18 protein-coding genes and 1 pseudogene are annotated in these 20358 nt (G+C 64.7%); 6 read left to right on the forward strand and 13 right to left on the reverse strand.

Annotation, left to right across the window (positions count from 1 at the left end; translation table 11 throughout):
- Positions 1-173: 173 nt before the first annotated feature.
- Positions 174-998 (forward strand): sulfite exporter TauE/SafE family protein, encoded by an 825-nt coding sequence (locus XH83_RS31215; protein WP_194404429.1) that lies wholly within the window; start codon positions 174-176, stop codon positions 996-998.
- Between the two features lie 131 nt (positions 999-1129).
- Here XH83_RS31215 and XH83_RS31220 read toward each other — a convergent pair whose 3' ends face one another.
- The 12 genes and pseudogenes from XH83_RS31220 to XH83_RS31275 all read right to left on the reverse strand — a co-directional run.
- On the reverse strand, positions 1130-1918 hold the full coding sequence (locus XH83_RS31220) for a 3-hydroxybutyrate dehydrogenase (RefSeq protein WP_194404430.1): 789 nt from the start codon (positions 1916-1918) through the stop codon (positions 1130-1132).
- 1 nt (position 1919) lies between these two features.
- Positions 1920-3095 carry a patatin-like phospholipase family protein gene (locus tag XH83_RS31225; protein ID WP_194404431.1) on the reverse strand — a complete coding sequence of 392 codons (1176 nt, stop codon included), beginning with the start codon at positions 3093-3095 and terminating at the stop codon, positions 1920-1922.
- A 76-nt stretch (positions 3096-3171) separates the two neighbouring features.
- Positions 3172-3675 (reverse strand): CAP domain-containing protein, encoded by a 504-nt coding sequence (locus XH83_RS31230; protein WP_194404432.1) that lies wholly within the window; start codon positions 3673-3675, stop codon positions 3172-3174.
- A 90-nt stretch (positions 3676-3765) separates the two neighbouring features.
- Complete coding sequence (locus XH83_RS31235; RefSeq protein ID WP_194404433.1) at positions 3766-4803, reverse strand: sulfate/molybdate ABC transporter ATP-binding protein; 1038 nt, start codon at positions 4801-4803, stop codon at positions 3766-3768.
- Complete coding sequence (cysW, locus tag XH83_RS31240) at positions 4793-5728, reverse strand: sulfate ABC transporter permease subunit CysW (RefSeq protein ID WP_194404434.1); 936 nt, start codon at positions 5726-5728, stop codon at positions 4793-4795. Before cysW ends, XH83_RS31235 begins: the two co-directional genes overlap by 11 nt.
- A 9-nt stretch (positions 5729-5737) precedes the next feature.
- A complete protein-coding gene (cysT, locus tag XH83_RS31245) occupies positions 5738-6523 on the reverse strand; it encodes a sulfate ABC transporter permease subunit CysT (protein ID WP_246776525.1) in 786 nt (261 codons plus the stop codon).
- Between the two features lie 84 nt (positions 6524-6607).
- Positions 6608-7609, reverse strand: a complete 1002-nt coding sequence (locus XH83_RS31250; RefSeq protein WP_246776359.1) for a sulfate ABC transporter substrate-binding protein — start codon at positions 7607-7609, stop codon at positions 6608-6610.
- A gap of 124 nt (positions 7610-7733) precedes the next feature.
- On the reverse strand, positions 7734-8465 hold the full coding sequence (locus tag XH83_RS31255) for a phosphoadenylyl-sulfate reductase (protein WP_194404437.1): 732 nt from the start codon (positions 8463-8465) through the stop codon (positions 7734-7736).
- Complete coding sequence (locus XH83_RS31260) at positions 8462-8977, reverse strand: DUF934 domain-containing protein (protein ID WP_194404438.1); 516 nt, start codon at positions 8975-8977, stop codon at positions 8462-8464. The genes XH83_RS31255 and XH83_RS31260 overlap by 4 nt, the downstream gene beginning before the upstream one ends.
- A complete protein-coding gene (locus tag XH83_RS31265) occupies positions 8964-10619 on the reverse strand; it encodes a nitrite/sulfite reductase (protein WP_194404439.1) in 1656 nt (551 codons plus the stop codon). Before XH83_RS31265 ends, XH83_RS31260 begins: the two co-directional genes overlap by 14 nt.
- Positions 10620-10630: 11 nt before the next feature.
- The gene (locus XH83_RS31270; RefSeq protein WP_135166566.1) at positions 10631-10948 is read right to left on the reverse strand and encodes a DUF2849 domain-containing protein; all 318 of its coding nucleotides are present in this window, start codon (positions 10946-10948) and stop codon (positions 10631-10633) included.
- A 35-nt stretch (positions 10949-10983) separates the two neighbouring features.
- Positions 10984-12012 (reverse strand): annotated as a pseudogene (locus XH83_RS31275) (SAM-dependent methyltransferase); the annotation flags it as partial.
- Between the two features lie 244 nt (positions 12013-12256).
- On the opposite strand from XH83_RS31275, the gene cysD reads away from it, so the two are divergent.
- From cysD to XH83_RS31295, 4 genes are all read left to right on the forward strand, one after another.
- Entirely contained in the window at positions 12257-13051 is a 795-nt protein-coding gene (cysD, locus tag XH83_RS31280; RefSeq protein WP_194404440.1) for a sulfate adenylyltransferase subunit CysD, read from the forward strand.
- Positions 13052-13070: 19 nt separating this feature from the next.
- The gene (cysC, locus tag XH83_RS31285; RefSeq protein WP_194404441.1) at positions 13071-14987 is read left to right on the forward strand and encodes an adenylyl-sulfate kinase; all 1917 of its coding nucleotides are present in this window, start codon (positions 13071-13073) and stop codon (positions 14985-14987) included.
- A gap of 293 nt (positions 14988-15280) precedes the next feature.
- On the forward strand, positions 15281-17446 hold the full coding sequence (locus XH83_RS31290; RefSeq protein WP_194404442.1) for a malate synthase G: 2166 nt from the start codon (positions 15281-15283) through the stop codon (positions 17444-17446).
- Between the two features lie 127 nt (positions 17447-17573).
- Positions 17574-17774: a CsbD family protein gene (locus tag XH83_RS31295; protein WP_164718867.1), complete on the forward strand. Its 201-nt coding sequence runs from the start codon at positions 17574-17576 to the stop codon at positions 17772-17774.
- Positions 17775-17832: 58 nt separating this feature from the next.
- On the opposite strand, the gene XH83_RS31300 is transcribed toward XH83_RS31295, so the two are convergent.
- On the reverse strand, positions 17833-17988 hold the full coding sequence (locus XH83_RS31300; protein ID WP_008546817.1) for a Thivi_2564 family membrane protein: 156 nt from the start codon (positions 17986-17988) through the stop codon (positions 17833-17835).
- A 269-nt stretch (positions 17989-18257) separates the two neighbouring features.
- Between XH83_RS31300 and XH83_RS31305 the strand changes: the two genes are divergently transcribed.
- A complete protein-coding gene (locus XH83_RS31305; protein ID WP_194404443.1) occupies positions 18258-20351 on the forward strand; it encodes a methyl-accepting chemotaxis protein in 2094 nt (697 codons plus the stop codon).
- The last annotated feature ends 7 nt before the right edge of the window (positions 20352-20358 follow it).

The following is a 20358-nucleotide window of genomic DNA, read 5'->3' on the forward strand; positions in this document are numbered from 1 at the left end:
GCCTCCCCGGGGAACGGCTCTGTCAGAGCACGCGCGCGAACGAGGCAAAACGCCTCTCCTTCTCCAACCTGCAGCAAAATTTTTCTTATTCTGTCCAAGCGGTTGCGCGTTGGGGGAACTTTATTCTACGTCGTATTGCCTAACCGACGAGATCAACCTAAGATTCCCCTGATATGTTCGATCCACTGTACGTCGCCTCTGGATTCGGCGTCGGCCTGCTTGTCGGAATGACCGGCGTGGGCGGCGGCTCGCTGATGACGCCGCTCTTGATCCTGCTGTTCGGCGTTCATCCCTCCACAGCGGTCGGGACCGACCTGCTCTATGCCGCCGCGACCAAGACCGGCGGCAGCGTGGTGCATGGCTGGTCGCGCAGCGTGCACTGGCCGGCGGTGCTGCGGCTCGCCTGCGGCAGCCTTCCAGCGAGCGCGCTGACGCTGCTCGTGCTGTGGAAGCTCGACCTCAGGAGCGATGCCGAGCGCAGCCTGATCAATCTGGTGCTGTGCTTTGCGCTGCTGCTGACTGCGACGTCGCTGATCTTCCGCAAGTCGATCATGGAGCGCTATCGCAGCCGGCTGGAGGGCGTCGACGATCGCACCACCGCGATTGCGACCGTCGTGACCGGCGTCGTGCTCGGCGTGCTGGTCTCGATCTCGTCGGTCGGCGCGGGCGCGGTCGGCGTCACCGTGCTGCTGCTGCTCTATCCGCGCCTGCCGATGGTGACCATCGTCGGCTCCGATATCGCCCATGCGGTGCCGCTGACGCTGGTCGCCGGTATCGGGCACTGGGCGCTCGGCGACGTGGATTGGGCGCTGATGGGCGTCTTGCTGATGGGCTCGCTGCCCGGCATCATCGTCGGCAGCTACAGCGCGACGCGTGTGCCCGAGACAGTGTTGCGCCTGACGCTTGCCAGCGTGCTGTTCCTCGTCGCCGGCAAGATCATGTTTGCGGAGCTCCACCTGTCGTCGGCCTTCGTCACCGCGCTGGCCTGGGGGCACTAGGCAGCGACCGGACGACGGAATCGGCGGGTGGGCAAAGCGAAGCGTGCCCACCATTTTTCTCGATCGCGGACAAGTGGTGGGGATGGCGCAAGTGCGCCTTTGCCCACCGCTCACCCTACGGCACCGTAGCCTTACGCTGCGGTCCAGCCGCCGTCGATCGAGAGGTTGGTGCCGGTGATCTGGGCGGCATCGTCGCTGCACAGGAACAGCGCGAGCGCTGCGACCTGCTCGGAGGTGACGAACTCCTTGGTCGGCTGCGCGGCGAGCAGCACGTCGTTGATGACCTGCTCCCGCGTCAGGCTGCGCGCCTTCATCGTGTCGGGGATCTGCTTCTCGACCAGCGGCGTCCAGACATAGCCGGGGCTGATGCAGTTGCAGGTGATCTTGTGGGTCGCGACCTCGAGCGCCACGGTCTTGGTGAGGCCGGCGATGCCGTGCTTGGCCGAGACATAGGCCGACTTGAAGGGCGAGGCGACCAGCGAGTGCGCGGACGCCGTGTTGATGATGCGGCCCCAGCCTTTCTTCTTCATGCCGGGCACCGCGGCGCGGATACCGTGGAAGGCGGAGGACAGATTGATCGCGATGATCTGGTCCCACTTCTCGATCGGAAACTCCTCGACCGGCGAGACGAACTGGATGCCGGCATTATTGACGAGGATGTCGACCGAGCCGAACGTCGTCTCGCCGAGCGCGATCATCCCGGCGATCTCAGCGGGCTTGCTCATGTCGGCCGGCGAATAGATCGCCTTCACCTTGAACTCGGACTCGATCTTGGCACGTTCCTTCTCGATGTCATCCGGCGCACCGAAGCCGTTGATGACGACGTTGGCACCGGCGCCGGCGAACGCACGCGCATAGGCGAGCCCGATGCCGCTGGTCGACCCGGTCACGACGGCGTTCTTGCCTGACAGACTACCCATTCTATTCGCTCCTTTTTGCCGGGGGCGCAGAGACGTCCCCCGTGAGATCGTAAGTCACCATGGTCTCGCCGGACTGTGGCCGCTCGAGCCAATCCTTGTGGCGCATCGACAGGTGCACGTCGTTCACGCCGGCCTCCCAATGCTCGACCATCGCGACATGCGAGAAATCGTAATCCTTGGACGAGGATTCATAGTTCTTGCTGCGGTAGATCAGATGCACCACGGTGACGGTGCTTTCGCGCGACACTTTCGCCAGGAATTCGACGGAAGGGTCGTTCTTCAGATAATCCGGCAATTTGCCGATTAGGTCGCGCATCGCCCTGCGGGCGTTGTGCAACTGCTTGTTCTTGTCGGTGTTCATCCGCGTGCGGCTGGAATAGCGGATGTCCTTCTCGCGCTCGGCAGCCTCCAGCAGCGAGGTCGGCAGATCGCCGCGCGCGGAAAACAGGTCGACCTGGAAGATCAGCATGTCGCGGTCGACCTCGGCATCGAGCACATAGTCGAGCGGAGTGTTGGAGGCGATGCCGCCGTCCCAATAATGCTCGCCGTCGATGATCACGGAGGGAAAGCCGGGCGGCAGCGCGCCGGAGGCCATGATGTGCTCGGGGCCGATCTTCTTGCCGAGCTTCTTGAACTCGTAATTGTCGAAATATTTGAAATTGCCGGAGGTGACGCCGACCGCACCGACCGACAGGCGGGTCTTCAGGTCGTTGATGCGGTCGAAATCGACGAGACGCTCCAGCGTCTTCTTCAGCGGTGCGGTGTCGTAATAGCTCTCCGCCTGCGGGCTGCCGGGCGGCCAGAGCGGCGCCGGCGGGACGCGCGGGACGAAGAAGCCGGGCACGCCGAAGGTGGCGATCAGCGCGGCACTGGTCGAGTTGAACAATTCGCGGCTGTGATCGCTCTTGCCGATCGGCTTCCACGGCACCGGCGCGGAGACCATCTCCCAGAATTCCTTGAGCCGCTTGACGCGGGTTTGCCCTTCATTGCCGGCGATGATCGCGGCGTTGACCGCGCCGATCGAGATGCCGGCGACCCATTCCGGCTCGAAGCCTGCGCCGCACAGCGCCTGATAGGCGCCGGCCTGGTAGGAGCCGAGCGCACCGCCGCCCTGCAGGACCAGGACGCGTTGCGCATTCGCGGGGATGCTGGCGGATTCCGGGCTACGATCTGTCATCGGGGAACAATAGCAATGGCGCGCCACCGTGGCGACACTCCGCGGCGGCGTCAATGCATGCCGGATCAAGTCTGGCTTATCGGGGCTCCGTCGAGGCCAGGATCATGGTCCAGAACACCTTGTATTTGGTGCCGGGAGCATAACTCGCCGCGATGCCCAATTTTGTGACACCGCCCTTGAGCATGTTGGCGCGGTGCGGAGGCGAGTCGCGCCAGCCGGAAAACGCTTCCGCCAGCGTATGATAGCCGGCCGAGATGTTCTCGACGGCCACGGTCGCGGGATAGCCGCCGGCGGCGAGGCGCTTGGCCAGGGGCGCACGGACGTCATGGTCCATCTTGTTGGCCGCGGCCATCGCATTGGACTGGGATTCGGCGAGCCGCATCAGATCGGGGTCGATCACGACGGTGCCGAGAGCGTTGTTCTGGCGGTATTGCGAGATCATGATCGCGGCGGCCTGCGCATCGAGCTTGGAGCCCGGGACCGCCATGTCTGCATACATGGACGGCTGCTGGACCGGTGCTTCGTTGCCGGCACAGCCGGCGAGCAGCAAAGAAATGAGTATCGCGGCCGCAGCGCGCATGAATCGGGGCCCCCAATGAAGGGCCGTTGTTGCATACCAACCGTGGCTGAAAGGTGAATTTTGAGGAAAATTCGACCTGTCGGCCCCCGCTCAAGCGCCCGCAAAGATCCGGTAGCGGCGGGGTTCGAGGCCGATCATATCACCGGCGCGCAGTTCCTTGTCGCGGGGGGCGTCGATCTCGATGGTCTCGCCGCCGGATAGTGCGACTTCGGCCCGCTGCACGGGACCGAAATTACGGACGTGCTGCACGGCGCCCTCGAAGGCGCCGCTGCCGGGCGGGCCGACCAGCATGTCATGTCGCCGCACGAACAGTTTTGACGCGCCAGGCGCAAGCCCATCCGCCACCAGCGCGAGCGGCCGGTCGCCGAGCCTGACGACGCCGCCTTCGACCTGGACCGGCAGCTCGATGGATTCGCCGATGAAACCGTGAACGAACGCGCTGGCCGGGCTTTCATAAACGTCATCCGGCGAGCCGATCTGCTCGATCCTGCCCTTGTCCATCACCACGACGCGGTTGGCGACTTCCAGCGCTTCCTCCTGGTCGTGGGTGACGAAGATCGAAGTGACGTTGATCTCGTGGTGCAGCGAGCGCAACCAGCGGCGCAGCTCCTTGCGCACCTTGGCATCGAGCGCACCGAACGGCTCGTCGAGCAGCAGGATGCGCGGCTCGATCGCAAGCGCCCGGGCGAGCGCGATGCGCTGGCGCTGGCCGCCGGAGAGCTGGCTCGGATAGCGATCGGACAACCAATCGAGCTGGACGAGATCGAGCAATTCCTTGACGCGGGCGCGAATGGTCGCTTCGTCCTTGCGGACCGCGCGCGGCTGCACGCGCAGGCCGAAGGCGACGTTCTCGAACACCGTCATGTGGCGGAACAGCGCGTAATGCTGGAACACGAAGCCGACATGCCGCTCGCGCGCGCCCTGCGCCAGGGCATCCTCGCCGTTGAAGGAGACCTCGCCGGCATCGGGCCAGTCGAGGCCTGCGATGATCCGCAGCAGCGTGGTCTTGCCGGAGCCGGAGGGGCCGAGCAGCGCAAGCAATTCGCCGTCATTGACCTTGAGGTCGACGCCGTCGAGGGCCTTGAAGCTGCCGAACGTCTTGACGAGATTTCTGACTTCAATGGTCATTGGCGTCGTGTCCCTCGTCCAGATGACGTTCCAGAACGGTCTTCGCGATCAGCGTGATCAGCGCCAGCATCGCCAGCAGCGAGGCAATCGCGAAAGCGGCGACAAACTGGTACTCGTTGTAGAGAATCTCGACCAAGAGCGGCATCGTGTTGGTCTCGCCGCGGATATGGCCGGAGACGACGGAGACCGCGCCGAATTCGCCCATCGCGCGCGCGTTGCAGAGCAGCACCCCGTAAAGCACGCCCCATTTGATGTTGGGCAGCGTGACGCGGAAGAAGGTTTGCAGGCCCGAGGCGCCGAGCGAGACCGCGGCCTCCTCCTCCTGCGTGCCCTGCTCCTGCATCAGGGGGATCAGTGCACGCGCCACGAACGGGAAGGTCACGAAGGTGGTGGCGAGCGCGATGCCCGGCACCGCGAACAGGATCTGGATGTCGTGATCCCTCAACCAGCTACCGAAATAGCCTTGCGCGCCGAACAGCAGCACGAAAACGAGACCCGAGATCACCGGGCTCACCGAGAACGGCAGGTCGATCAGCGTGATCAGAAAGGTCTTGCCGGGAAAGTCGAATTTGGCGATTGCCCAGGCCGCGACAAGGCCGAACACGAGGTTGAGGCCGACGGAAATCGCCGCGACGATCAACGTCAGCTTGATGGCAGCCAGCGCCTCCGGCTCGGCGAGCGCGGCGAAATAGGCGAAGATCCCCTTGGAGAAGGCCTGCGCGAACACGACCACCAGCGGCAGCACCACGAAGACCGACAGAAAGATCATCGCCAGCGCGATGATGACGATGCGCACCGCGCGCGGCTCGGTGCGCAGGCTGTCGCGCGCGGCCGCCGCATGCGCGCGCGCCTTTGCACGCGCCTTGGCACGCACCTTGGCATCGGGAGCCGAAGGCGAAACGGACTCTGCGATCTGCATCGTCATGGTCCGCCCTCACCGTTCCGGAATCCGGCTCTGCGCCCAGCGCTGGAGCCGGTTGACGGCGAAGATGATGACAAAGGACACCACGAGCATGACCACCGCAATGGCGGTCGCGTCGGCGTAGCGGAATTCGGAGAGCCGGATCACGATCAAGAGCGGCGCGATCTCGGAGACGTTGGGCAGATTGCCGGCGATGAAGATCACCGAGCCGTATTCGCCGACCGCGCGGGCGAAGGCGAGCGCGAGCCCGGTGAGCAGCGCCGGGGCCAGCGAGGGCAGGATCACGCGGATGATGGTCTGCCAGCGGCTGGCGCCCAGACTGCCCGCGGCCTCCTCGATCTCGGGATCGAGATCCTGCAGCACCGGTTGCACCGTGCGCACCACAAAGGGGATGCCGATGAAGATCATGGCGACGAAGATGCCGACCGGCGTGAACGCCACCTTGATGCCGAGCGCCGCAAGCGGCGCGCCCAGCCAGCCCTTCTCGGCGAACAGCGCGGTCAAAGCCACGCCCGCGACCGCCGTCGGCAGCGCGAAGGGCACATCGACGATGGCATCGAACAGCCGGCGGCCGGGAAAGCGGTAGCGCACCAGCGCCCAGACGATGATGCTGCCCATGACGAGATTGACGCAGGCCGCCGCGAAGGCGAGGCCGAAGGAGACGCGCAAGGCATTCAGGGTGCGGCGGCTGGAGAGGATATTCCAGAACTGTTCGGGGCTGAGCTCGAGCGATTTCAGGAACAGCCCGGCGAGCGGAATGAGAATAATGACGGACAGCCAAGACAGCGTCAGTCCCATCGTGAGACCGAAGCCCGGCAATGTCCGGCGTCGTGCTGCGATTGCGCTCACCAGGCCACCTGTTACCGCTGCGACAGCGCCCGATCAGTTCTTGTAGATCTGGTCGAAGATTCCGCCGTCGGCGAAATGTTCCTTCTGTGCCTTGGTCCAACCACCGGAAACTTCGTCGATCGTAAACAGTTCGACCTTGGCGAAAGCGTTTTCATATTTCTTGGCGATCTCGGCATCGCGCGGACGGTAGAAGTTGCGCGCGGCGATCTCCTGCCCCTCCTTGGTGTACCAGTACTGGAGATAGGCGTCGGCGGCGTTGCGAGTGCCTTTCTTATCGGCGACTTTGTCGACGATCGCGACCGGCGGCTCGGCGAGGATGGATCGCGGCGGCGCCACGATCTCGAATTTTTCCCGGCCGAACTCCTTCAGCGCGAGAAACGCCTCGTTCTCCCAGGCCAGCAGCACGTCGCCGACGCCGCGCTCGACGAAGGTCACGGTGGCGCCGCGCGCACCGGTATCGAGCACCGGCACCTGCTGATAGAGCTTTCCGATGAAATCCTTGGCCTTGTCGGCCGAGCCGAGCTTCGTCTGCGCAAAACCCCAGGCCGCCAGATAATTCCAGCGCGCGCCGCCCGAGGTCTTGGGGTTCGGCGTGATCACGGCAACACCCGGCTTGATCAGGTCGTCCCAATCCTTGACGGCCTTGGGATTGCCCTTGCGGACGAGGAATACGATCGTCGAGGTGTAGGGTGATGAATTTTGCGGCAGCCGCTTCTGCCAATCGGCTGTGGTGAGGCCCTTGGCGGCGATGGCATCGATGTCATAGGCCAGCGCGAGCGTGACGACATCGGCCTGCAAGCCGTCGATCACCGCGCGCGCCTGCGAACCGCTGCCGCCATGCGACTGCTTGATCTCGACGCTCTTGCCGGTCTCCTTCTGATAGGCATTCGCAAATGCCTTGTTGAACTCGGCATAGAGCTCTCGCGTCGGATCGTACGACACGTTCAGCAGGTTGATGTCAGCGGCGAGAGCCGAGCTTGCCAAGAAACCCGTCAAGACCAGGCCTGCAGCGAGCGGAACGATACGGCGCATCATGTCCATCTCCATTCACTTCACTGACGTCGGTGTCAGCGAAGACATGCAGGCGAAACTCGCGGCGAAACGCGCCTAAGTCAACGAAACCGGATTTTCTTGTTCGCAGCGTGGCGACGTGGCTGTGCTACGAAGTCTTCATCGTGTGGATGCCGCATTCTGTCTTGGCTCGGCCGCGCCAACGACCGGCGCGTTCATCCTCGTCCTCGGCCGTTCTGCTCGTGCAAGGCATACACCCAACCGACCGGAAACCGGACGCGACCAGGGGGTGACGCGGCAATTTGGCGCGGACGAATATCGCCTCGAGTTCCTCGCGCGAAACGTTGGCGAAGGGATTGAACTTCAACCGCACACCGTCGTCCTCGACGACGGGAATGTCGGTGCGCGCATTGCCCTGGAAGCGCTTGCGGCCGTTGAGCCAGGCATCAAAGGGCTTCAACGCGCGCGCCAGCGGCTCCACCTTGCGGATGCGGCAGCAGGCGTCGGGATCGGAGAACCAGAGGTCGCGGTCGGGATCCTCGCGCGACAGGGTCTCCTCGGCCGGCTTGATCGAGCGGACATCCTTCAGCCCGAGCGACGCGATCAGCGTGTCGCGATAGGCGAGCGTCTCCTCGAACAACCAGCCGGTATCGAGGAAGATCACGGGGATCGCCGGGTCGACGTCCGCCGCGACCTTCAGCAGCGTCGCCGATTCCGTGCCAAAGGACGACACCAGTGCCAGCTTCTCGCGCCCGACCGTCTTCAGCGCGGCAGCGATGACTTCCGCGGGCGAGGCGGTGCGCAAGCTCCGATCGAGCTCCTCCGCTGAAGGGAGCGTAGAGACAGAGACCGGAGTGAGCTGGGACGCAACGACGTTCACGTGCCGACACCCTCGGAATGACGCAGCTGCATGCGCCGGTGCAAAGCCGTGATGCGGCCGTCGCCGGTCGGCTGGTAGAACACCGAGTAGCGCTTTGCGGTCTGCATGAAGGCTTCCGCGTCGGCCTGCTTCTTGACCTCGAACGAATCGAAGCCGGCGCGCAGCATGAACACGAACTGATCGCGCAGCACCTGGCCGGTGGCGCGCAAATCGCCGCGATAATTGTAACGCTCGCGCAACAGGCGGGCCTGGCTGTAGGCACGGCCGTCGCGGAAGGTGGGGAACACCAGCGCGACGACGGCGATCTTGCCGAGATAGGGCACCAGCTCGCTGATATCGCGGTTGTTGGGCCAGATCACGCCGACCTTGCCCGAACGATTGAGCAACGTGTCGGCCTCGCCCAGGAAGCGTTCGGCCGGAACCAGGATGTCGCCGCCCTCGGGCAGCGGCGTGTCGACGGCGAGCTTGACGAAGCTGTCGTCCGTGATCTTTCCGCCGTTAACGAGTGGCATAGACGCGCTCCTTGAAGGGTTCGACGCCGAGGCGCTTCACGGTGTCCATGAACAGCTCTTCGGGCCGCTCGCGCAGCGCCAGATAGGCTTCCACGACGTCCTCGATGACGTCGGCGACCTCGTCGAACTTGACGCCCGGCCCGATCAGGGTACCGAGCGCGGCGTTCTCGTCGGCACGACCGCCGATGGTGATCTGGTAGACTTCCTCGCCGTTCTTCTCGACGCCGAGAATGCCGATATGGCCGACATGGTGATGGCCGCAGGCGTTGATGCAGCCGGAGATGTTGATGTGGAGCCGGCCGATCAGATTGGCGAGCTCGTGATTGGCGAAGCGACGCGTCAATTCCTGCGCGATCGGGATCGAGCGCGCATTCGCCAGCGAGCAATAATCGAGACCCGGGCAGGCGATGATGTCGGAGATCAGATTGACGTTCGGGGTTGCGAGCCCGAGCTTGTCGAGCGCCTTCCACAGCGCCGGCAGGTCGCGCTTGGCGACATGCGGCAGCGCGAGGTTCTGCTCGTGGCCGACGCGGATCTCGCCGAATGAATATTTGTCGGCGAGATCGGCCAGCGCGTCCATCTGCTCGGCGGTGGCATCGCCCGGAGGCGCGCCGATCGGCTTCAGCGAGATCGTGACGATGGAATAGCCCTGCACCTTGTGCGGGGCCACCGAGTTCTTGCGCCACGCCTCGAAATCGGGATCAGCCGCGGCCTGACGCAGCTCGTCCGGCATGTGGGGCAGCTTCTCGTAAGCGGGGTAGGTGAACCGCGAGCGGATGTCCTCGATCACCTCGTCGTCGATCTGGAGCGAGGAGTTGCGGATATGCTGCCACTCCTCCTCGACCTCGCGGGAGAATTTCTCGATGCCGAGCTCGTGCACCAGGATCTTGATGCGCGCCTTGTAGATATTGTCGCGGCGGCCGTATTGGTTGTAGACGCGCAGGATCGCCTCGATGTAGCTCAGGATATCGCGGCCATGCACGAAATGCTTGATGGTCTTGGCGATGAACGGCGTGCGGCCGAGGCCGCCGCCGACCAGCACCTCGAAGCCGGTCTCGCCCTTCTCGTTCTTGATCAGGCGGAGACCGATGTCGTGGATCTTGATCGCCGCGCGGTCGTGGTCCGAGGCGGTGATCGCGATCTTGAACTTGCGCGGCAGGAACGAGAATTCCGGATGCAGCGTGGTGTGCTGGCGGATCAGTTCCGACCAGATGCGCGGATCCTCGATCTCGCCCGGCGCGACGCCGGCCCACTGGTCCGAGGTGACGTTGCGCATGTTGTTGCCGGAGGTCTGCATCGCATGGATGCCGACCTTGGAAAGATCTTCCAGCGCGTCCGGAAGCTCGGCGAGCTTGATCCAGTTGAACTGGATGTTCTGCCGCGTGGTGAAATGGCCGTAGCCGCGGTCGTATTTCCGCGCGACATGGGCGAGCGCCCGCAGCTGGTTCGTCGCCAGCGTGCCATAGGGGATCGCGACACGGAACATGTAGGCGTGCAGCTGCAGATAGACGCCGTTCTGCAGGCGCAGGATCTTGAACTCGTCCTCGGTGAGCTCGCCGGAGAGGCGTCGCTTCACCTGGTCGCGGAACTCCGAGACGCGCTCGTTGACGAGCGTGCGGTCGATTTCATCGTAAGCATACATAAGAAGATGCCTTAAGCCTGGGCCGACTGTCCGATGGTCACACCGGTGCGGCGGATCTGTTCGCGCAGATTGCCGGGTTCGATCTTGCCGTCCGCGCCGACCTGCACGGGAGCGATATAGGGTCCGATCGCGCCGACGTCATCGGCAACGGACTCCGCAAGCAACGCCTTGGCCTCGTCGGAGTTGCGCACGATCGCAGCTTCCGACAGGTCCGCGGACCAGCTCTTGGCGGCGGTGCGGTAAACCACGATGCCGTCCCAGGTCCGGTTGGCGGTCACGATCGAGGGGCCGGCGATCTTGATCTTCTTCTGTTCAAGCGGAGAGGTCATTCGGCTGCATCCAATAGGTCAGAGATGATGGGGTTGGGTGTCTCGAGATCAGCGGCGCCGCCGAGTCCTGCGGTAACGCCGGGAATGATCGAATAAGCGACGCCGGCGGCGCGCAGGGCTGCCACGTCTTCTCCGCCGCGCCCGAACACGAAGGAATCGCCGACCCTCAGCCGCACCACCCGCTGGCCGGCTTGCGCGGCCTCGATCATGCGCTGGTTGATGGCATCCTCGCCGGTGCCGGGCTTGCCGACGGTAACGCGCGTGGTGTCGCGGCGGATACGGTCGAGGATTTCGCCAGAGACCCACTCGTCATGGAAGACGATGTCGGCGTCTTGCAATGTGCGCAGCGCCTTGATGGTGAGAAGATCAGGGTCGCCGGGACCGGCGCCGACCAGCGCGACCGAGCCTTCCGGCTTGTCGGCACGCGCGAAGGCGGAGGGATCGGAAATCGCCTTCAGCGCGACGTCCGCCTCGCTCTTGCGACCAGCGAGCACGGCGGCACCGATCGGACCGTCGATCACCCGCTCCCAGAAGCGGCGGCGCAGCGGAAACTCGGCGATGCGCTCGTTGATGGATTTGCGGAAGCCGCCGATGAACTCGACGAGTTCGCCGATGCGCGCCGGAAGCAGCGCCTCGATCTTCTCGCGTACGCGCCGCGCTACCACCGGCGATGTACCGCCGGTGCCGACCGCGACCACGACATCGCCGCGATCGACGATCGCAGGAAAGATGAAGCTCGAATGCTCGAGATCGTCCATGACGTTGACGGGCAGGCCGAGCGCCTTGGCCCGAGCCGACATCGCCACGCCGACATCGCCTGCGCCGGCGCAGACGACGGCGATGACGCCCGCGAGATCGGCGGTGAGCGGATCGCCCGTCAGGATGTCGACGCGCGCCGCGTCTTCCACGCTGAGGCCGAGATCATTGTTGCCGTCGATCGCGTGCACGCGGATGCGCGCGCCGGCGGCGGCGAGCACGCGCAGCTTGGCGCGCAAAAGCTCGCCCGCGCCGATGAGAGCCACCGGACCGGCCTTGAGATCGAGGAACACCGGCAAGAACCGCATACGATACTCGCTTCCCCCACATCCGGGGTTGACTGGAATTATTTTCTATATATGTGTCGTTTCAAGCTCGCAAAGAGAAATTTTTTCTTCTCTTCTGCGCCGCGACTATAGAATTTTCGCCTCCAAACGCAAAGTGGCAGAGATGCATCTTCTCAAGGACGATTCCGCAGCTGTCGGAGTGAGCAGCCAAGTCCCCGTCGCACGCTCGGGCTCACAAGAATTTTCTGCCGATGTTGCGCCGAGCATGGACCATCTCGACCAGCTCGAGGCGCAGAGCATCTACATCTTCCGTGAGGCCTTCGCCCGGCTGAAGAAGATCGCCCTGCTGTGGTCGCTCGGCAAGGACTCCAACGTCATGATCTGGCTGGCGCGGAAAGCGTTCTTCGGCAAGATGCCGTTCCCGGCCCTTCATGTCGACACCGGCAAGAAGTTTCCGGAGATGTACCGCTTCCGGGATCATTACGGCAAAGAGTGGGATCTCGATCTGCGCGTCGAGCCCTGCCCGCCCATCGATGCCGTCGACCCGACGCTGCCACCGGCCGCCCGCTCCGCCGCGCGCAAGACCGAAGGTCTCAAGATGGCGCTCGGCAAATACGGCTTCGACGGCCTGATCGCCGGCATCCGCCGCGACGAGGAAGCGACCCGCGCCAAGGAGCGCGTGTTCTCGCCGCGCGGCCTCGAAGGCAATTGGGACGTGCGCGACCAGCCGCCGGAGTTCTGGGATCACTTCAACGCCTCGCCGCCGCAAGGCGCGCATTTGCGCATCCATCCGATCCTGCATTGGACCGAGGCCGATATCTGGGCTTACACCAAGCGCGAGAACATCCCGATCATCCCGCTCTATCTGTCGCAGAACGGCAAGCGCTACCGCTCGCTGGGCGATCAGGACATCACCAATCCGGTCAATTCGACGGCGTCGAATATCGACGAGATCCTGATCGAGCTCGAGCAGACCAAGGTGCCGGAGCGCGCCGGCCGCGCGCTCGACCACGAGACCGAGGACGCCTTCGAGCGCCTGCGCGTCGCCGGCTATCTCTGATCAAGGACGCGAGCGCGATATGAACATGATCGTCACCCCGACTTCGCCCGCCACGCCGAACGGCACCACCCGCCCGCAAGTGCGCATCGTCATCGTCGGCCATGTCGACCACGGCAAGTCGACGCTGGTTGGCCGCCTGCTGCACGAGACCGGCAGCCTGCCCGACGGCAAGCTCGAGATGCTCAAGGCCGTGAGCGCACGGCGCGGCATGCCGTTCGAATGGTCGTTCCTGCTCGATGCGCTGCAGACCGAGCGCGACCAGGGCATCACCATCGACACCACGCAGATCCGCTTCCGCACCAATTCGCGCGACATCGTGCTGATCGACGCGCCCGGTCACGCCGAATTTTTGCGTAACATGATCACCGGCGCCTCGCAGGCCGACGGTGCGGTGCTGATCATCGACGCGCTGGAAGGCGTGCGCGACCAGACACGGCGGCACGGCTATCTCTTGCATCTGCTCGGCGTGAAGCAGGTCGCGATCGTCGTCAACAAGATGGACCGCGTCGACTTCTCCGCCGATCGCTTCAAGGACATCAGCGACGAGATCTCGGCACATCTGAACGGCCTCGGCGTGAAGCCCACGGCCGTGATCCCGATTTCCGCCCGTGACGGCGACGGCGTCGCGGAGCACACCGATCGGATCGGCTGGTACAAGGGACCGACGGTGGTCGAGGCGCTCGACGCCCTCGAGCCGGCGCGGCCGCTGGAAACGCTGGCGCTGCGGCTGCCGGTGCAGGCGATCTACAAGTTCGACGACCGCCGCATCGTGGCCGGCCGCATCGAGTCCGGCAGCCTCATTGCCGGCGACGAGATCGTGATCATGCCCGCCGGCAAGATCGCCAGGATCAAGACCGTCGAGAGCTGGCCGATGACGCCGGTCGCGGGGCGGCAGGGCGCGGGCCGCTCGGTCGGCATCACGCTCGACCGCGAATTGTTCATCGAGCGCGGCGACATCGTCGCGCATGCCGGCAGTGCCCCGCGCGAGACGCGCCGGCTGCGCGCCCGCATCTTCTGGCTGCACGACAAGCCGCTCGCCAAGGGCGACCAGCTGCTGGTTCGCTGCGGGCCGAAGGAAAGCCGCGCCACCGTGGTTGCGATCGAGAAGGCGGTCGATCCGGGCGAGCTGTCGAGCACCGAGAACAAGGCGATCGGCCGCAACCATGTCGGCGAGATCGACATTTCTCTCTCGAATCCGATTGCCACCGATCCCTACACCGAGAACCCGCGCACCGGACGTCTCGTGATCGAGGTCGCGGGGCGCATCGCCGGCGGCGGCCTCGTGCTGTCGGTCGATGCCGGCCAGCGCGCCCTGCCCGTCGACATCGTGCCGGTGGAATCGGCCCTGCGTCCTGACGAACGCTCCGCGCGCTATCAGCACAACGGTGCCGTGGTCTGGCTCACCGGCCTGCCCGCGTCCGGCAAGTCGACGCTCGCCAAGGCACTGGAGCGGCGTCTCTTCACCAATGGCGGCTCGCCGATCCTGCTCGACGGCGACACGCTGCGCGCCGGCCTCAACAGCGATCTCGGCTTCTCTGCCGCGGACCGCAGCGAGAACATCCGCCGCCTCGCGGAGGTCGCGACGCATCTGGCGCGTAACGGCCACATCGCCATCGTCGCCGCCGTCTCGCCGGCCCGCGAGGACCGCGCCACCGCGCGCCGCATCGCCGACACAGCGTTCCGCGAGATCCACGTCGCGACGCCTGCCGAGGTGTGCGAGGGGCGCGATCCCAAGGGCCATTACAAGAAAGCGCGCGCCGGCGCCCTGGCATCGTTCACCGGCATCGGCAACGACTACGAAGCGCCGCGGGCAGCCGAGCTCGTGATCGACACCTCGACACGGACCGTCGCCGAGGCGGCCGACGAGATCGAGCAGATGCTGAAGACGACGGGCGTGCTGTTCGACGAAGCCGTGGACCTCGCCGCGAATATTTGAGGACGCGCCCCAATCCCCGCTGTCGTCGCCCGGCTTGACCGGGCGACCCAGTATTCCAGAGACAGCGTTGGTATGCGGAAAAGCCGCAGCGTACTGGATTCCCCGCCTTCGCGGGGAATGACAGCGGTGGGCTGGCCCCACCTTTCCTTGACATTTTGACAAGCCCCCGGGGGTCTTCTCACCGCCCCTTTTTTGGGGCTAATAGGCCCCCGAAAGCCGCCCCTGGGGGCGCATTTTGCTGCTATCGGGTCAAAAGCAGCCAAAAACAGCCATTTCCAACAAGAAAGCCCATCATGAAACGCGTCGATGCCCACGGATTGAAGATCGCCCCTGTCCTGTTTGACTTCATCGCCAAGGAAGCGGCCCCGAAAACGGGCATCGCGCCGGACGCGTTCTGGGCCGGGGTTGCCGCCATCATCAAGGACCTGGGGCCGAAGAACCGCGCGCTGCTGGCGGTGCGCGACACGCTGCAGGCCAAAATCGACGACTGGCACCGCGCCAACAAGGGCAAGGCCTTCGACCTCAACGCCTATACCGCCTTCCTGAAGGAGATCGGCTATCTCGTTCCGGAGCCGGCGACCCAGAAAGTCGAGACCGCCAATGTCGACGACGAAATCGGCAAGATCTGCGGCCCGCAGCTCGTCGTGCCCCTCACCAATGCGCGCTACGCGCTGAACGCGGCCAACGCGCGCTGGGGCTCGCTCTATGATGCCTTCTACGGCACCGACGCGATCCCGCATGATCCCACGGAGAGCGGCAAGGGCTACAACAAGGCGCGCGGCGACAAGGTGATCGCCAAGGCCAAGGCGTTCCTCGATGCCGCCGTGCCGCTCGCGACCGGCAGCCACACCGATGTCACCGCCTACAGCGTCGTCGCGGGCCAGCTCGCAGTGAAGCTGAAGAGCGGCAACGCCACCGCACTGAAGAACGCTGCGCAGTTCGCCGGCTTCCAGGGTGATGCGGCTGCGCCCTCGGCCGTGCTGCTCGCCAACAACGGCCTGCATGTCGAGGTCAAGATTGACCGCAACAGCGCGATCGGCAAGGACGATCCGGCCGGTGTCGCCGACATGATCATGGAGTCCGCGGTCTCCACCATCCTCGACATGGAAGACTCGGTTGCCGCTGTCGATGCCGAGGACAAGGTGCTGGTCTACCGCAACACGCTGGGCCTGATGAACGGCACGCTGTCGGCCGATTTCGAGAAGGGCGGAAAGACGCTGACGCGCTCGCTCAACGCCGACCGCAGCTACAAGACTCCCGACGGCAAGGGCGAGATCAAGCTGCACGGCCGCAGCCTGCTGTTGATGCGCAATTGCGGTCACCACATGTTCACCGACGCGGTGCTGGACGAGAAAGGCGAGGAGGTTCCGGAAGGCCTGCTCGATGCCGCCGTCTCCGGGCTTCTTGCCATTCATGACCTGAAAGGCAACTCCAAGGTCAAGAACAGCCGCACGGGATCTGCCTATATCGTCAAGCCGAAGATGCACGGCCCGGACGAGGTGTCGCTGACCTGCGAGATCTTCGGCCGTGTCGAGCAGATGCTGGGCCTGCCCGAGAACACGCTCAAGGTCGGCATCATGGACGAGGAGCGGCGCACCACCGTCAACCTCAAGGCCTGCATCCAGCGCGCCTCCAAGCGCATCATGTTCATCAACACCGGCTTCCTCGACCGCACCGGCGACGAGATCCACACCTCGATGGAAGCGGGCCCGATGATCCGCAAGAACGAGATGAAGGCGCAGCCCTGGATCAAGTCCTATGAGGACTGGAACGTCGACATGGGCCTGACCTGTGGCCTGCCCGGCCATGCCCAGATCGGCAAGGGCATGTGGGCCGCGCCCGACAAGATGGCCGACATGCTTCAACAGAAGCTGGGCCATCCGCAGGCCGGCGCCACCACCGCCTGGGTGCCCTCGCCGACCGCCGCGACGCTGCATGCGCTGCACTATCACCAGGTCAACGTCACCGCGCGGCAGGAGGAGCTGGCCAAGGGCGGACCGCGCGCAAAGCTCTCGGACATCCTCACCATTCCGGTGTCGAAGTCGAACTGGGCGCCTGACGACGTCAAGCAGGAGATCGACAACAACTGCCAGGGCATTTTGGGCTATGTCGTGCGCTGGATCGACCAGGGCGTCGGCTGCTCCAAGGTGCCCGACATCCACGATGTCGGCCTGATGGAAGACCGCGCCACGCTGCGCATCTCCAGCCAGCACCTCGCCAACTGGCTGCACCAGGGCGTGATCACCGAGGCGCAGGTGATGGAATCGCTGAAGCGCATGGCCGTCGTCGTCGACAAGCAGAACGCCGGCGATGCCATCTACAAGCCGATGGCGCCCGCCTTCGACGGCGTCGCCTTCAAGGCCGCGTGCGACCTCATCTTCAAGGGGCGTGAGCAGCCGAACGGTTACACCGAATACATCCTCACCGCGCGCCGCCGCGAGGCCAAGGCGGCCGGCTGAGCCCTGTCACTGGATCAAAGCCCCGGCACCCGCCGGGGCTTTTTTGTTGGACGAAAGGTCGCGCTACGCCTCGGAACGGGCCGCGTGCGCCTCGCGTTATCGGGCCATCAAACCACGGGAGATGGTCATGGACTGGAATCGAATCGAAGGAAACTGGAAGCAGTTCAAGGGCTCGGCCAAGGAGAAATGGGGCAAGCTCACTGACGACGATCTCAGCTTGATCGAGGGACGCCGCGAGCAGCTCGAGGGCCGGCTTCAGGAACGTTACGGCAAGGCCAAGGACCAGGTTCGTCAGGACGTCGACGACTGGCTGAAATCGCTGCACTGAAGCAGCACGAACGAAGCCCCGGCGAAAGCCGGGGCTTTTTGTTGAACATAGCCCCTCGCTAGAACACCGCGAGATATTTCAACAAAGACACGATGCCGATGATGATGACGATCACGCGCGCGATCTGCTTGGCGCGGCCGTCCATCGGCAGCATGTTGATGAGATAGAGGACGAGAATAACGACGAGAAAAGTGACGAGCACGCCCACCAGCATCGCGAGACCCCCTTCAGGCAAATTGCGACGCTGTTCTAACGCCCGTCGCCCGCCTCGGTTCCATCTCGGCAACCCATTGCAACTTCTAGTAAATCCGTAGTTCTACCATCGTCCGGCCTGCCTAAAATTTTACCCTTTGCCTTTCAGATGCGACGACCGTTTGCGCTCTGAGCCGCAAACGGCATGCGATTGCCGATCTGCCACGCCCACGTTTGTCGATGTTGCCGGGCGTTCGTTTGAGCTTTGCACTTGGGAATTGGGGGACTTCGATGTTCAATCGTCTGACCGTGTCCGCGCTGCTGAAGGCGGTGATCGCGATCACATCGGCCTGTGTGGTGATTGCGCTCTCGCTCACCGCCTACGAGTCCTGGGATCGCCTCAAGACCGCCCAACGCATCTCGCAGATCGCCGACGCGTCCGCCGATCTGTTCAAGGCGATGCACAATCTGCGCACCGACCGCTCGACCACCAATCGGTTGCTCAACGCGACCGAGCCGATGGACGCGGAGATCGAGAAATATCTCCGCGGGATCCGGGACGCCGAGATGCCCGCCATGACCCATGCGCTGGAGCTGCTGCCGGCGATGGACTTCCTGCAATCGGGTACGATGGTGCCGGAGCTCGCGCGCCTCCACAAGCAGCTGACCGAACAGCAGAAGCAGTTCTGGGAGGATGTCGCCAAACCGAAGGACCAGCGCCGCGCCGGCCTGCCGAAGGCCTATATGGAGACGACGCAGGGCCTGCTCGATACGCTCGACAAGCTCTCGAACGCCCTGGCTGCCACCGTCAATCACCAGGACGCCGCGATCGATCAATTGCTGTCGATCAAGCAGAACGCCTGGCTGCTCCGCAACACCGGCGGCGAAGCCTCGCTGGTCGTCTCGACCGGACTGAACGCCGGCCGCGTCACGCCCGAGGCCCGCCTCGCCTACACCCAATATGTCGGCGGGACAGCCGCGATGTGGAAGGCGCTGGAATTGTCCACCTCGGGCATGCAACTGCCGCCGGCCTTGTCATCCGCCATGGCGGCGGCCAAGACCGGATATTTCGATCCGCAATATCTGACCCTGCGCGACCGCCTGGTGGCCGCGCTCGCCGCGGGCGAAAAGGCCGAGATGACCGCGAACCAGTGGACTCCCGTGACGGTCGGCCGCCTGTCCAGCGCCGTTGCCGTCGCCGAGACCGCGCTTGACGCGGCCAAGAACCACACGCTGGAGCAGCGCTCCGCAGCGCAACGCGCGCTGATCATGCAGCTTGGACTGCTCGCGCTCGCCATCGGTCTCGCCGCAGCGGCGATCATGCTGGTCAGCCGCCGCGTCATCACCCCGCTCAACACCATCCGCGACGCCATGCTGAAGGTCGCCGGCGGCGACCTTGCCGTCGACAGCGGCTATCTCGACCGCCAGGACGAGATCGGCGCGCTTGCCGGAGCGCTGGAAACCTTCAAGCAGCAGGCCACCGACAAGCTCAAGATCGAACAGCAGGAGAGCGAGCGCAATGCGGGCGCTGCCGCACGCCAGCGCGCCGTCGAGGCCTATGTCGGCGAATTCGAGGGCGCGGTGCGCAAGACGCTGGGCGAATTGAGCGAGGCCTCCGGGGAGATGCGCAAGACCTCGGGTGACCTCTCCGCCGTGTCGCGCCAGACCAACGACCGCGTGCAGGTCGCCGGCAAGGCCTCCAACGACGCCTCGATGAGCGTCGACAGCGTGGCCGCGGCCGCCGAGGAGCTTTCAGCCTCGATCAACGACATCAGCCAGCAGGCCTCCCACGCCGCCGGCATCGCCAGCCGGGCCGTCAATCAGGCGCGCGAAACCGACAGCACCGTTCAGGGGTTGGCGCAGTCGGCGGGACGCATCGGCGAGGTCATCGGCCTGATCAACACCATCGCGGCGCAGACCAATCTGCTCGCGCTCAACGCCACGATCGAGGCTGCGCGCGCCGGCGAGGCCGGCCGCGGCTTTGCCGTCGTCGCCTCCGAGGTGAAGTCGCTGGCGAGCCAGACCGCCAAGGCGACCGAGGAAATCTCCGAGCAGATCGCCGACATCCAGAAGGTCGCGGGTGACGCCATCAACGCGATCCAGGCGATCGGCGGCATCATCGGCGAAGTCAACGAAGTGGCGACCGCGATTGCCGCCGCCGTGCAGGAGCAGGGCGCGGCGACCCAAGAGATCACCCGCAGCACGCAATATGCGGCCCAGGGCACCAAGAACGTCTCGGATAATATTACCGGCGTCAAAGCCGATGCGGACGCTGCCGCTGCAGCCGCCGACAATGTGAAGCAGGCGTCCGAGATGCTGGAGACGCAGAGCCGCCAGCTCGGTCAGGAGGTCAGCGACTTCCTCGGCAAGATCCGCGCGGCGTAGGGCACGA

Source organism: Bradyrhizobium sp. CCBAU 53351 (assembly GCF_015291745.1).
Classification (GTDB): domain Bacteria; phylum Pseudomonadota; class Alphaproteobacteria; order Rhizobiales; family Xanthobacteraceae; genus Bradyrhizobium.